This is a genomic window from Lentzea sp. NBRC 105346, from assembly GCF_030269605.1.
In the GTDB taxonomy this organism is placed as follows: domain Bacteria; phylum Actinomycetota; class Actinomycetes; order Mycobacteriales; family Pseudonocardiaceae; genus Lentzea.
Window position 1 is genome coordinate 579,109 of sequence record NZ_BSTQ01000002.1, and the last position, 12,777, is coordinate 591,885.

Annotated in this window: 12 protein-coding genes; 2 read left to right on the forward strand and 10 right to left on the reverse strand. The window is 70.9% G+C overall.

Annotated features, from left to right (window positions below):
* Positions 1-29: 29 nt before the first annotated feature.
* The 5 genes from QSK35_RS06605 to QSK35_RS06625 are packed head-to-tail and all read right to left on the reverse strand — an operon-like array spanning position 30 to position 4,135.
* Positions 30-605, reverse strand: coding sequence for a D-sedoheptulose-7-phosphate isomerase (locus QSK35_RS06605; RefSeq protein ID WP_285743263.1), 576 nt, complete (start codon positions 603-605; stop codon positions 30-32).
* Positions 602-1,801, reverse strand: coding sequence for a glycosyltransferase (locus tag QSK35_RS06610; RefSeq protein ID WP_285743266.1), 1,200 nt, complete (start codon positions 1,799-1,801; stop codon positions 602-604). Before QSK35_RS06610 ends, QSK35_RS06605 begins: the two co-directional genes overlap by 4 nt.
* On the reverse strand, positions 1,798-2,649 hold the full coding sequence (locus QSK35_RS06615) for a glycosyltransferase (RefSeq protein ID WP_285743268.1): 852 nt from the start codon (positions 2,647-2,649) through the stop codon (positions 1,798-1,800). Before QSK35_RS06615 ends, QSK35_RS06610 begins: the two co-directional genes overlap by 4 nt.
* Positions 2,646-3,623 carry a glycosyltransferase family 9 protein gene (locus QSK35_RS06620; protein ID WP_285743270.1) on the reverse strand — a complete coding sequence of 326 codons (978 nt, stop codon included), beginning with the start codon at positions 3,621-3,623 and terminating at the stop codon, positions 2,646-2,648. The genes QSK35_RS06615 and QSK35_RS06620 overlap by 4 nt, the downstream gene beginning before the upstream one ends.
* Positions 3,620-4,135 (reverse strand): D-glycero-alpha-D-manno-heptose-1,7-bisphosphate 7-phosphatase, encoded by a 516-nt coding sequence (locus QSK35_RS06625; RefSeq protein WP_352243356.1) that lies wholly within the window; start codon positions 4,133-4,135, stop codon positions 3,620-3,622. Before QSK35_RS06625 ends, QSK35_RS06620 begins: the two co-directional genes overlap by 4 nt.
* Positions 4,136-4,243: 108 nt before the next feature.
* Here QSK35_RS06625 and QSK35_RS06630 point away from each other — a divergent pair, with 108 nt between their 5' ends.
* Entirely contained in the window at positions 4,244-5,572 is a 1,329-nt protein-coding gene (locus QSK35_RS06630) for an aldehyde dehydrogenase family protein (RefSeq protein ID WP_285743271.1), read from the forward strand.
* 49 nt (positions 5,573-5,621) lie between these two features.
* On the opposite strand, the gene QSK35_RS06635 is transcribed toward QSK35_RS06630, so the two are convergent.
* From QSK35_RS06635 to QSK35_RS06655, 5 genes are read right to left on the reverse strand one after another with little or no spacing between them, the layout of a single operon-like run.
* Entirely contained in the window at positions 5,622-6,863 is a 1,242-nt protein-coding gene (locus tag QSK35_RS06635) for a UDP-glucose dehydrogenase family protein (RefSeq protein ID WP_285743273.1), read from the reverse strand.
* A complete protein-coding gene (locus QSK35_RS06640) occupies positions 6,821-7,687 on the reverse strand; it encodes a glycosyltransferase family 9 protein (protein WP_285743274.1) in 867 nt (288 codons plus the stop codon). Before QSK35_RS06640 ends, QSK35_RS06635 begins: the two co-directional genes overlap by 43 nt.
* A complete protein-coding gene (locus QSK35_RS06645; protein WP_352243359.1) occupies positions 7,684-8,622 on the reverse strand; it encodes a glycosyltransferase family 2 protein in 939 nt (312 codons plus the stop codon). The genes QSK35_RS06640 and QSK35_RS06645 overlap by 4 nt, the downstream gene beginning before the upstream one ends.
* Positions 8,619-10,223 carry a carbamoyltransferase family protein gene (locus QSK35_RS06650; protein WP_285743276.1) on the reverse strand — a complete coding sequence of 535 codons (1,605 nt, stop codon included), beginning with the start codon at positions 10,221-10,223 and terminating at the stop codon, positions 8,619-8,621. Before QSK35_RS06650 ends, QSK35_RS06645 begins: the two co-directional genes overlap by 4 nt.
* Before the next feature lie 9 nt (positions 10,224-10,232).
* Entirely contained in the window at positions 10,233-11,147 is a 915-nt protein-coding gene (locus QSK35_RS06655) for a UDP-glucuronic acid decarboxylase family protein (RefSeq protein WP_285743278.1), read from the reverse strand.
* Between the two features lie 81 nt (positions 11,148-11,228).
* On the opposite strand from QSK35_RS06655, the gene QSK35_RS06660 reads away from it, so the two are divergent.
* Positions 11,229-12,719, forward strand: a complete 1,491-nt coding sequence (locus QSK35_RS06660; protein ID WP_285743280.1) for an MFS transporter — start codon at positions 11,229-11,231, stop codon at positions 12,717-12,719.
* The last annotated feature ends 58 nt before the right edge of the window (positions 12,720-12,777 follow it).

Consider the following 12,777-nt stretch of genomic DNA (forward strand, 5'->3'; position numbering starts at 1 on the left):
GGGGGCGGGAACGTAGGACTCGCGGCTCGTCATGAGGCGTTCCTCGCCGTCAGAGGCAGGGCGGCCTCGAAGGCCTCGCACACCGCGTGCACCGCCACCAGCTGCGCCTCCTGGACGTTGCACGGTTCGCCGGGCAGGGCCAGCACGTCGTCGGCCAAGTCCGCCAGCGGGTTGGGCAGCGGGCCGGTCATCGCCCACACGTGCGCACCGGCCAGCCGGGCCGCCTGCGCTGCTTTCAGGAGGTTCTCGCTGCGGCCGCTCGTCGACAGCAGCATCACGACGTCGCGGGGTCTCGCGTGCGCCGCGATCTGGCGCGCGAACACCTGGGCGTAGCCGTAGTCGTTGGCGATCGCCGTGACGCTGGAGGTCTCGGCGCACAGGGCGATCGCGGCGAACGGGGCCCGGTCGTCGCGGTAACGGCCGACCAGCTCGGCGGTCAGGTGCTGGGCTTCGGCGGCGGATCCGCCGTTGCCCGCGGCGAGCAACCGGCCGCCATCGACGAGGCGGCGGGCCAGCGTCGCACCCCAGCGGGTGATGCGAGGTGCCTGGGCTCGGAGTGCGGAAAGGGTGTGGTCGAGGCCATTGAGGTGGGTTTCGACCGTCATCGCGCCACCGCCAGGTTCTCCTCGGCGCAGACCCGTTCGTAGAGCAGCTCGGTTCGCTTGGCGACCTCGGCCCACGTGTACCGGGCGGAGATCCGGTCCTCCCCCGCGACCGCGAAGGCATGCCGCAGCGACGCGTCGGTCAGGAGCTTCCGCAGCTTGCGCACCAGCCGTTTCACGTCCCGGGGCGGCGTCAGCAACCCGGTCACCCCGTCGACGACCGTGTCGGTCAACCCGCCGACCGCCGACGCGACAACCGGCACACCGCACGCCATGGCCTCCAGCGGCACGATGCCGAACGGTTCGTACCACGGCACGCAGGCCACCACGTCGGCCGAGCGCAACAACCGGGGCATGTCCGGCCGGGCGACCTGGCCGATCAGGTGGACGCGGTCCCGCACCCCGCACTCCGCGGCCAGCCCGGCCAACCGGCCCGCCTCCGGGTCGGCCGAGAGGTCCGGCGGGCCGCCGGCGATCACGAGTTCGGTGCCGGGTAACGACGGCAGCGCGGCGATGAGATCCGCGAAACCCTTGCGCGGCACCAGTCTGCCGACGGACACGATGCGATGCCGCGCGCCCCGCGCGGCCACGGGACCGACCGAGTGGAACAGGTCGGGATCCACGCCACACGGCACAACGGCGATGCGCGTCCGCGGCAACCCCATGCGGCCCAGCTCCTCCACCTCGTCCGCACAGGTGGCCGCGATGAGCGACGCCTTGCGGCCTACCAGCCGCTCGATGGCGATGCGGTCACGCGGGCTGGTGTCCTGGTCGCCCTGGTAGCGGCGCTTCACCGTGCCCAGCGCGTGATAGGTCTGCACGACCGGGACGCCGGTGCGTTGCGCCGCCAGCACCGAGGCGAGACCGGACATCCAGAAGTGCGAATGAGCGACGTCCGGCGGCCGCGCCGCCCATTCACCCGCCAGGAACTGGGCGAACTCGCCCATGTGCGGCAGCAGTTCGTCCTTCGGCAGGGGTTCAGCGGGTCCGGCGGGCACGTGCACGACCTCGTAGCCCTCCGGGGCGGTAACTCGGTCGGGCAGGCCGGGATCATCTCGGCGCGTGTAGACGGTCACCTCGTGCTGTCTGCGCACCAGGGCGGCTGACAACGAAGCCACATGCACGTTCTGCCCACCGGCGTCGACGCCGCCCAGTCCCGCCAGCGGGCTCGCGTGCTCGGACACCATCGAGATCCTCATGCCGTCACCTCCGTGAGCAACCCGTCCCAGCCACGCAGGAACGAATCGAGTCCGTATCGGGCCAGCGCGAACTCGCGGGCCCGTTTTCCCTTCTCCCGCGCGAGTGCCGGGTCGGCGATCAGCTCCTCGGCCGCCCGCACCAGTTCGGTCACGTCCGTCGACACCGCGCCCGCTTCGGGCGGCACGGCGCGCACCGCCTCCGTGCACGCCAGCGCGACCACCGGCATGCCGAGGTGCATCGCCTCGATCAGCGACAGGCCCAGCGACGTCCAGCGCGCCGGGTGCACGTAGACCCGCCGGCGCGCGAGTTCCCGATGCAACGTCGGGAGATCGTGGTCGCCCAGCCCGCCGATCGCCTCGGTCTTCATGCCGAACACGTCGATCGGCTCGAACCGCGGCAACAGGTCCGTGCCGACCACGCGGCCACGCCGCACCGGGTCGTTGATCACGGCCGCCGCGCGCGGCAGTTCGCCGGTGTAGAGCGGGCCCGGGTCGACCACGCCGTGCTCGATCACGACCGTCCGGGTCGTCCCGCAGTCCCACATCAGGTCGTTGAAGTGCGTGACGTGCACCAGGGTTCCGTCCCAGTCGGCCATCGGATGTCGTTGTCCGGGCGCGCTGGGCGTGTTGTGCTCCAGGTAGATGACGGGAAGGCCGCTGACCACCTGGTCCGGGTGCTGCGCCACCATCACATCAGCGTCCACTTCGGACAGACACACTTCGTCAGCCCGCCAAGGGCGCCCGGCCAGTCCGATGCCGTCCGGCGGGCCCGGGATCAGGTAGTCGTGCCCGCCCTGGACGAACGAGTGCGTCCACGAACCGTGGACGTGCCACAGCAGAATCCTCACGCCGTCACCTCCGCAACGGCCGTGACGACCTGGGCGGGTTCGACCAGATCCAGGCACGGGTGTCCGGGAACAGGACAGTCACGCGCACGGGAGTCTCGGCACGGCGCGTTCTGGTCACCGAGCAGCACATGCCGCCCGTGCGGCGCCCACCGCGCGGCCGGGACGACCGGTGAGAACAGCGACACGACCGGCGTGCCGACCGCGGCCGCGAGGTGCGCGGGCCCGGTGTTGCCGACGACGACGGCCTCGGCGGCGGCGAGCACGCCGGCCAGCTCGCGGAACGTCGTGCGGCCGCCGAGGTCGATCCCGCACGCCCCGGCGACGTGCCCGGTCAGCTCGGTCTCGCCCGGCCCGCCGGTCACCACGACCCGGTGGCCGGCCGCGGTCAGCGCGACGACCGCCTTGGCCCAGCGGTCCTCCGACCACGTCCGCGACGGAGCCGTCGCGCCGGGGTGGACGACCACGTACCGGCCGTTCACCGGGGACGCGGGTGGTGTCTTGACAGCGAGACGCCCGTCGTCGCCGGCGGGCAGCTCGAATCCCACGGCCTGTGCGACCTGTAATGCCCGTTGTGCTTCCGGGATGTCCGGATCGTCCGTGAGCCGGACGTCCAGCAGGGAACCGGGATAGTCGATCGACCGCGCCGCGATCCGCGGAACACCGGCGAGCCGCAGCACCAGCGCGAGCGGCAGCGGGCTCTGGTGGAACGACGTGAGCACCAATGCCACGTCGGCCCGAATTCCGCGCAACCACGCGGTCACGGCGTCGACGTCGCGCACCTCGGGCGCCGGGTTGGCGATCCACGGGCATTCCCACTCGAGGACACGGCCGACGCCGGGCAGCAGCTCAGCGGCCTGCACACCGGCCGGACCGCACAGCAGGACCACCTCACCGGCCGCTGCGGCCGCGCGGATCGCAGGGCCGGCCAGCAGGACGTCGCCGTCACTGTCGAGTCGGGCAACCAAGGTCCTCACCGCAACAACCCCAACGCCGCGCGCAGGTCGGGTGCGGTGTGCCGGGCCCGGCCGACCTCCTCGGGCAACGTTTCGGCCGTCGGCACCAGGACGGCGGACGCTCCCGCAGCATGTGCCGCCACCAGGTCGGCTTCGATGTCGCCGACCACCACGGTGCGTTCCGGCGCCACGCCCAGAGCGGCACAGGCCGCGTGCACCAGGCCCGGCGCGGGTTTGCGGCACGCACACCCGTCTTCGGGAAGATGGGGGCAGATTTGCCAAGTGCCGAACCGGCCGAGCAGTTCCTCGACGCGCATGTTGACGGCGTCGACCTGGGCTCGGGTGAGCACACCCCGGCCGATGCCGGACTGGTTGCTCACCACACCCGTGCGAACTCCGTGTCCGCGCAGGTCGCGCAGCACCTCGCCGGCGCCGGGCATCGGTTCGACGAGTGCCGGGTCACCGTTGTAGGGCACATTTTTGATCAACGTGCCGTCGCGGTCGAACAGCACCGCGTGCGGGGGTCGGTCCATAGAGGAGATCTAGCCGTGAGAAACGGCTTGAAACACTTCTCGGAGAATCGCTTCGCAGCGTGACGCCTCGGTGTGGTTTCCACCTGCACTGATGGGTACCCGACCGCCATGACCGCCATCGACGTGCACAGCCCGCTGGATGGTCAGCTCATCGGCTGGCTACCGACCGCGACCGACTCCGACGTCTCCGCTGCCGTGGCCGCCGCTCGCGCGGCGCAACCGGGATGGGCGGCCACCCCCGCCGCGGAACGGGGCGGCGTGTTGCGCGCGGCGGCCGAGGAGCTGCGAGAACGCGCGGGTGACCTGGCGACCGTGGTGGAGAACGAGACGGGCCGTCCGTTCGCGTCCGCACGAGACGGCGTTATGGCCGGTGTGTCCACCTTGTTGCAGTATGCGGAGCTCGGCCCGCTCCACTGTGGACGATCGCTGCAGGGCTCCGCGATCGACTTCATGATCCCCGAACCCCGTGGTGTCGTCGTCGCGCTGACGCCGTGGAACGACCCGGTCGCGGTGGCGTGCGGACTGCTGGGCGCCGCACTGGTCACCGGCAACGCCGTGGTGCACAAGCCGAGCGAACGCTGCCCGCACACCGGTCTGCTGCTGGACACCGTGCTGCGCCCGCACTTCCCGGACGGCGTGCTGCAGACGTTGCTCGGCGACGGCGGCGTCGGTGAGTCGCTGGCACGCCAGGACGTCGACGTCGTCGCACACGTCGGGAGCACCGCCACGGGCCGCGCGATCGCGCGGGCGTCGAACGCCAAGCTGTTGCTGGAGAACGGTGGCAACGACCCGCTGCTCGTCGACGCCGGCGTGGATCCGTCGTGGGCGGCGGAGCAGGCGGCGCTCGGCGCGTTCACCAACGCGGGCCAGCTCTGCACGTCGGTGGAACGGATCTACGTGCACTCCGATGTCGCCGAGGCGTTCGTGGAGGCCCTGTGCGATCGCGCCCGCGAGTGGAACGACGACCCGCAGCCGCTGGTGGACCTGCGCCATCGCGACCTCGTCCAGGCCCATGTCGCCGATGCCCGGGAGAAAGGCGCGAAAGCGCTGGTGGGCGGCGAGGTTCCGGACGGGCGGGGCGCGTTCTACCCCGCGACGGTGCTCACCGGATGTACGCCGGAGATGCGTGTGATGTGCGAGGAGACCTTCGGCCCGGTGGCCCCGGTACGCGTGGTCTCCTCGTTTGACGAAGGTCTGACCGAAGCCTGTTCGGGCGAGTACGGACTTGCCGCCACGGTGCTGACCGGGTCGATGGAGCACGCGCAACGGGCGTGGCGCGCGCTGCCCGTCGGGACCGTGAAGATCAACGCGGTGTTCGGTGGCGCTCCCGGCGGTGCCGCCCAGCCGCGCGGCGCGTCCGGCACGGGGTTCGGCTACGGGCCCGAGCTGCTCGACGAGATGACGACCGTCAAGGTCGTGCACCTAGGCCCGTTGTGAAGTGCCCTGAAGGGCACCCTCAGGACGTCTGATGCCCTGAGGGTGCCCTTCAGGGCACTTTCCGGCCCGTTGTGACCAACCGGAATCCGGCCTCGGTGACCTTGTCCGCGGGCACCACGTTACGAGTGTCCACAATGGCCGGATCCGGCATTCCCGCGGCGAGCGCGGGCCAGTCCAGCTCCGCGAACTCCGGCCATTCGGTCAGCACGACGAGCACCTGCGCGTCCCGTGCCGCCGCTTCCGCCGAGTCCAGCACCGTGACCGGACCGACGTCGGCGTCCACACACGGGTCGTAGCCGGTCAGGGTCGCTCCCTCGGCGGCCAGCAGGTCCGCCACCGCGAGCGCCGGCGAGTCGCGCAGGTCGTCGGTTCCCGCCTTGAACGTCAGGCCCAGCAGTCCGATCCGGGCGCCGGCCAGCGTTCCCGCCACTGCGCGCACCTTCGCCACCACGCGGTGCAGCTGGTGGCTGTTGGTGCTGATCGCGGCGCGCAACACCGGGAAGTCGACGAGCGCGGCGTCCGCGGTGGAGAGCAGCGCGCGGGTGTCCTTCGGCAGGCAGGAACCGCCCCAGCCAGGTCCCGGCGCGAGACAGGAGGAGCCGATCCGCTCGTCGAGGCACATGCCCTCGGTGACGCCGTCGATGTCCGCGCCGACCTCCTCGCACAGCTCGGCGAGCGTGTTGACGTACGACAGCTTGAGCGCGAGGAAGCAGTTGCTCGCGTACTTCACCAGCTCGGCGCTGGCGTTGTCGGTGATCACCACGGGCGCCCCGGTCGCCGCGTAGAGCCTGGCCACCCGCCGGGCGACCGGCTCGTCCGCCGCGCCGACCACGACCCGTTGCGGGCGCAGGAAGTCCTCGACGGCGAACCCCTTTCGCAGGAACTCGGGGTTCGACACCACACCGGGGTAGCGCGCGGTCGTACCGACCGGCACGGTCGACTTCACCACCAGCACGGCGTCCGAGTCCCCGGCCTCGTGCAGCACCGCCGACACCGCCGAGAGGTCGGCGCGGCCGTCGGGCCCGCACGGCGTGGGCACGCACACGAACACCAAGTCCACATCGGACAGTGCGGCGCGGTTGCCGGTGACGAACCGCAGGCGACCGGCCCGCCGGCCCTCGACGACCAGGTCGCGCAGCCCCGGTTCGTGCGCGCCGATCTCGGCCGCGTTCAGGGCCCGGACCTTGTCCGCGTCGACGTCCGCGCAGATCACGTCATGTCCGAGGTGCGCGAAGCACGCCGCCGTCGTCAGGCCGACGTAGCCCGCGCCGATGACACCGATTCGCGGCACAGCACACCTCCCACGGCTTCGAGGACCTCGTCCACGGTGATCTCCAGCAGGCCCGGATCCGGCGATCTGGCGAACGTGTCGCCGGTGCGGCCGTGCCACAGCACCCGGTGCGGGCCCGAGAGGGGACCCCACAGCTTCGGTGACACCGGCCCGAACAACACGACCGACGGCGTGCCGTAAGCGGTCGCGACGTGCGCTACCCCGGTGTCACCGCAGATGACGAGCCGTGCCGTCGCCACGAGGTCGAGCAGCTCCGCCAGGCTTCCGACGAACGGGTCCCGCACGATCCTCCGCGCGAGCGGCACCTCGCCGGGGCTCGCGGTCACGACCACGTTCGGCAGCTCGCGCGCCACCGCCGCGAACCGGTCGGCGGGCCAGCGCCGCGACCCGTGGCTCGCGCCGGGGTGAATGACGATGCGGTCGGTCCGGGCGCCGACCGCGGGCAAACACAGGTCTTCGGGGTCGCACCGGATGCCGTATCCCTCCAGCAGGTCGCACCAGCGCAGCACCTCGTGCCGGTTCTCGCGCCAGACGTCGTAGGTGATGAGCCTGCGCGGCCCGGTCGCGAGCAGCCGCGCGACGCTCTGCGGGCCCCGGCCGTGCAGGTTCACGGCAAGGCCCGGCCGGTCGAAGTCGATGGGCGCCAGCGCCTCCGTGGGCAGCAGCCGGTCGACGGCGTCGATCCGTTCGACGACGTCCGCCAGCCAGGCGGGCGCGGCTAGCGTGATCTCCGCGTCCGGGAACGCCCGGCGCAGCCCGCGCAACGCGGGCACGGCCGTCAGCAGGTCGCCGAGGCCCAGCGCGCGCAACACCAGGATCCTCATCGCCGCACCCCCCGGAACCGCAGCTCGCCCCGGATCCGGTGCGCGCACGCCGCGGGCGGGATCGCGACGCTGGTGACCAGCATCCGCGCCAGCTCGTCGCGCGTCCGCGGGCCGGGCTCGATCCGTTCCGCCGCGAACCACGCGGTCAGCAACGCCCACACCAGCCCGAACCCGATCGCCTCACGCCGCCGGAACACTCCACAAAGGACTGCCAGTAACGCGGCTGTCGTCGTCACCGCGTGGATACGCAGTCTCCCCCGGTGCCCGCCGATGCGGTCCCGCCAGCCCGGACCCGCCAGGCGGCGCAGCAACGCGTCGTCGGCGTTGCCCCGCTGCTGGCGCAGGCTGGCCAGGAACCCGGCCTCGCGCACGGGGTGCGTCGTCACCCGTGAGCCGGCACAGATCCGGTACCCCAGGTCGCATACGCGCAGGGCCAGCTCCGCGTCCTCGCGGTAGGCCCTGGGAAAACGTTCGTCGAACCCGCCGGTCCGGCCGAGAACCTTCCGGCGGTAGGCCATGTCGGCGGTGATCCACCTGGCGGAGGCCAGCCCCGCGGTGCCGCGTTCCCAGTCGGTCGGGCGCCGATCCGTGGGCAGCGGCACGACGATCCGCGCCTGGCTCGCCACCACGTCGGGGCCCAGCCCGTCCAGGTCCTCCGCCAGCCGTGCCTTCCAGTCGTCCGGTGGCACCACGTCGTCGTCCAGGAACGCCACCCACTCGCTGCGAGCGGCGAGCCACCCGGTGTTGCGGGCGGCCGCCGGTCCGCGACCACCCGAGCGCAGCACGCGGGCCTTGACCCCCAACGGTTCCGGATGCGGGCGGTCGTCGACGACGATCACCTCGTCCGGCGGTGGGCCCTCGCCGCGCGCCAGGGCGTCCAGCACGACGTGCAGACTCGGGCGGCCAACGGTCGGGATCACCACGGTATAACTCATCGGCGCACCACGAACGGCCCGATGGCGAGCAGGTCGACCGGCGCGGAACCGAAGCACTCCAACGCATCGCGGGGAGAGTCGACCATCGGCCGGCCCGCGGTGTTCAGGCTCGTGTTCACCACGACCGGCACCCCGGTGCGCACGTCGAACTCGCGCAGCATCCGTTCCAGCAGCGGGTCGTCCGCCACGGTCTGCACGCGCGCGGTGCCGTCCACGTGCACGACGGCCGGGATCCGCTCTCGCCACTCCGGACGGACATCGTGCACGAAAAGCATGTAGGGGCTGGGAATCGGGCCGCGCGTGAACAGGTCCGCGGCGCGCTCCTCCAGCACCATCGGCGCGATGGGCCGGAACTGTTCGCGCCCCTTCACATCGTTGAGCCGGGTCAGGTTCTCCGGATAGCAAGGGTTCGCCAGCAGCGACCGCCGGCCCAGCGCCCGCGGACCGTACTCGCTGCGCCCCTGGAACCAGGCCACGATCTTGTTCCCGGCCAGCGCCTCCGCCACCTCGACGGCGACGTCGGCCGGTTTCTCGTACGGCACCGCGGCGGTCCGCAGCACGGACTCGATCTCGTCGTCGGAGAAGCCCCGCCCGAGGTCGGGACCGGGCATCGGGCTCACCGGTTCCTGTTGCACGGCAACGTGCAACGCGGCCCCCAATGCGGTGCCCGCATCGCCCGCGGCCGGCTGGACCCATACCTCGTCGAACGGCCCCTCGGCGAAGATCCGCGTGTTCGCGACGCAGTTCAGCGCCACGCCGCCGGCGAGCGTGAGGCGCCGCTCCCCCGTGGTCCGGTGCAGCCACCGCACGAGGTTCAGCAGTACCTCCTCGACGCGGACCTGCACGCTGGCCGCGAGCTCGGCGTGTTCACGGGTCATCTCGTCTTCGGGCGCGCGCTGCTTGGCGAGGGTGTTCCAGTCGATCGGCCGCACCTGGAACCCGCCGTTCCCGTCGGCGAAGATGTGCTGACGCATCAGTTCCAGGTGCACCGGCTCGGCGTGCGAGGCGAGCGCCATCACCTTGTACTCGTCGCTGGACCGCAGGAACCCGAGGTGCTCGGTCAGCTCCTCGTACAGCAGCCCGAGCGAGTGCGGCAGGCGTTGCGTCGCGAACGTGGTCAGTGACTGGTCGACGTACCGTCCGGCGAGGTACGACCCGCACTCACCGCGCCCGTCCGCGACGAGCACCGCGCAGGTCCCGCCGAACGGCGCGGCGAGCCCGGTCGACGCCGCGTGCGCGACGTGGTGCGGCACGTACCTGAAGATCTCCGGATCGAGGCCGGGCAACGCGCTGGCGAGGAACTGCGGCGCGCGCATGGCATACATCGTGCGCACGGCCTCCCACGGCGCGTAGTCGTCATCGACGAGCGAGGGGTCGTAGGAATAGGCGACGGCGTCGAGGTCGCCGGGGGTGAGCCCGGCGTGTTCCAGGCACCATCGCGCGGACAGTTCGGGTAACTCCCACGTGGAGAATGGCACGGGACGTTTGCCGTGCTTGCGCCGGGAGAACCGTTCCTCCTCGGCGGCCGCGACGACGCGTCCGTCCACCACGAGCGCCGCAGCCGGATCGTGGAACACCGCATTGATACCGAGAACCCGCATGGACAGCGGCTACCCGGCGAAGTGCCCGGCAAACGAGCGGCGCAGCCCTTCGTCCAACGAGATCACCGGCTCCCACCCCAGCACCCGGCGTGCCAGCCGGATGTCCGGCCTGCGTCGTTTCGGGTCGTCCGTCATGGACGGCAGGTGCCGGATCGGCGATGAGCTGCCGGTGAAGTCGACGATCTTGCGGGCCACCTCCAGCACGGTGACCTCGTGCGGGTTGCCGAGGTTGATCGGGCCGGGATGATCGCTGCGCGCCATCGCGAGCAGTCCGCGGACGAGGTCGTCGACGTGGCACAGCGATCGCGTCTGGCTCCCGTCGCCGTGCACGGTCAGCGGTTCGCCGGTCAACGCCTGCCGCAGGAACGTCGGGATCATCCGACCGTCGTCCGTCCGCATCCGCGGCCCGTAGGTGTTGAAGATCCGCACGATTCCGGTGTCCGTACCGTGTTCGGTGCGGAACGCCGTGGTCATCGCCTCGCCGAACCGTTTCGCCTCGTCGTAGACGCTGCGCGGGCCGATCGGGTTCACGTTGCCCCAGTACGTCTCGCGCTGCGGATGCTCCAGCGGATCCCCGTACACCTCGCTCGTGGACGCGACGACGACGCGCGCTCCCTTGCGCCGCGCCAGTTCCAGTGCGTGGTAGGTGCCGAAACCGCCCGTGCGCAACGTGTCCACGGGCATTCGCAGGTAGTCGACGGGTGACGCGGGACAGGCCAGGTGCAGCACCAGGTCCACGGAGCCGAGCACGTCTATCGGCCGGGACACGTCCGCCGTCACCAGCCCCACGCCATCCGGCAGATTGTCGCGCACGCCGGTGCGGAAGTCGTCCACGCACACGACCCGCTCGCCGTCACGCAACAACGCCTCGCACACGTGCGATCCGAGAAAGCCCGCTCCACCGGTGACCACAACCCGCTCCATACCGGTTGAGCTACCCGGCGACCCGAAGTTTGAACACGCTGGTTCGTGGGAAGACGGATCTTGAGGCCGAGGGAGGACATCATGGCGGTAACTGGGGTGCGCACGCTGATCCCGGCACGGATCGACCGGCTCCCGTGGTCGAGTTTCCACACCAGGATGGTCGTGGCGCTGGGGGTCGCCTGGATCCTCGACGGCCTCGAGATCACGGTGGCCAGCGCGGTCGCCGACACCCTGACCAAGCCCGAGACCCTCGCCATGTCCTCGGCCGCGGTCGGGCTCCTGGCCACGGTGTATCTGGTCGGCGAGGTCGTCGGCGCGTTGTACTTCGGCAACCTGTCGGACCGCCTCGGCCGGCGCAACCTGTTCATGCTGACACTGGCCGTCTACCTGGTCGGCAGCGGCCTGACGGCGTTGACCCTCGGCAACGGTCCCGGCTGGGTCATCTTTCTCTACCTGACCAGGTTCATCGCGGGCATGGGCATCGGCGGCGAGTACGCGGCGATCAACTCCGCGATCGACGAGCTGATCCCGGCCCGCTACCGCGGCCGCGTCGACATCGCGGTCAACGGGACCTATTGGGCGGGAGCGGTCCTCGGCACGCTCGGCTCGTTCATCCTGCTCAACAAGATGGACCTCTCCCTGGGCTGGCGGCTCGGGTTCCTAATCGGTCCCGTGCTCGGTCTAGTGATCCTCCTAGTGCGACGCAACCTGCCGGAGAGCCCGCGGTGGCAGATCATGCACGGCCGCAACGACGAGGCCGAGAAGTCGATCTCCCAGATCGAGCGCGAGGTCGAGGACGCCGGCGTCACGCTGCCGCCCGTCGACGAACGCAAGGCCATCGAGGTCGCGCCCGCGGAGCAGATCGGTTACGTGGCACTGGCCAGGGTGTTGTTCCGCGAGTACCCGTCCCGCGCGATCCTGGGCGCCTCGCTGATGATCAGCCAGTCGTTCCTCTACAACGCGATCTTCTTCACCTACACGCTCGTGCTGGGCAAGTTCTACGGCGTCTCCTCCGAGGCCACCCCGCTGTACCTGATCGCGTTCGCACTCGGCAACCTGATCGGCCCGTTCACCATCGGGCACCTGTTCGACACCATCGGCCGGCGCGCCATGCTGTTCAGCACCTACGTCATCTCCGGGGTGCTGCTCGGGCTCACGGCCGTCCTTTTCTACGCAGGTGCGCTCAACGCGGTCACGCAGACCATCGCCTGGTGCGTCATCTTCTTCTTCGCGTCCGCCGGCGCCAGCGCCGCCTACCTGACCGTCAGCGAGATCTTCCCGCTGGAGGTGCGGGCCAAGGCCATCGCGGTGTTCTTCGCGATCGCCCAGTGCTTCGGCGCGCTCGGTCCGGTGATCTACGGGGCGCTTATTGGGACGGGCGATCACCCGGTTCGGCTTTTCGTCGGTTACCTTTTGGGGGCGGCCGTCATGATCGCCGGTGGACTGGTGGCCCGGTTCCTCGCCGTGGACGCCGAAGGCAAGTCACTCGAGGACATCGCACTTCCGCTGTCCGCAACCGGGCGGCAGGGACGCACGCGGGCGGAGGGATCGGCCTCGCCGTTCTCGACGTGATCTCCGGCCTATCGAGACACCGGGTTTCGGCGTGACTCGTAACTGCGGATAGCACGGA

Coding starts and splice junctions, on each gene's coding strand:
- QSK35_RS06630 (WP_285743271.1), top strand. CDS start 4,244: ATGACCGCCATCGACGTGCACAGCCCGCTGGATGGTCAGCTCATCGGC.
- QSK35_RS06625 (WP_352243356.1), bottom strand. CDS start 4,135: ATGGACCGACCCCCGCACGCGGTGCTGTTCGACCGCGACGGCACGTTG.
- QSK35_RS06645 (WP_352243359.1), bottom strand. CDS start 8,622: ATGAGTTATACCGTGGTGATCCCGACCGTTGGCCGCCCGAGTCTGCAC.
- QSK35_RS06640 (WP_285743274.1), bottom strand. CDS start 7,687: ATGAGGATCCTGGTGTTGCGCGCGCTGGGCCTCGGCGACCTGCTGACG.
- QSK35_RS06660 (WP_285743280.1), top strand. CDS start 11,229: ATGGCGGTAACTGGGGTGCGCACGCTGATCCCGGCACGGATCGACCGG.
- QSK35_RS06655 (WP_285743278.1), bottom strand. CDS start 11,147: ATGGAGCGGGTTGTGGTCACCGGTGGAGCGGGCTTTCTCGGATCGCAC.
- QSK35_RS06605 (WP_285743263.1), bottom strand. CDS start 605: ATGACGGTCGAAACCCACCTCAATGGCCTCGACCACACCCTTTCCGCA.
- QSK35_RS06610 (WP_285743266.1), bottom strand. CDS start 1,801: ATGAGGATCTCGATGGTGTCCGAGCACGCGAGCCCGCTGGCGGGACTG.
- QSK35_RS06650 (WP_285743276.1), bottom strand. CDS start 10,223: ATGCGGGTTCTCGGTATCAATGCGGTGTTCCACGATCCGGCTGCGGCG.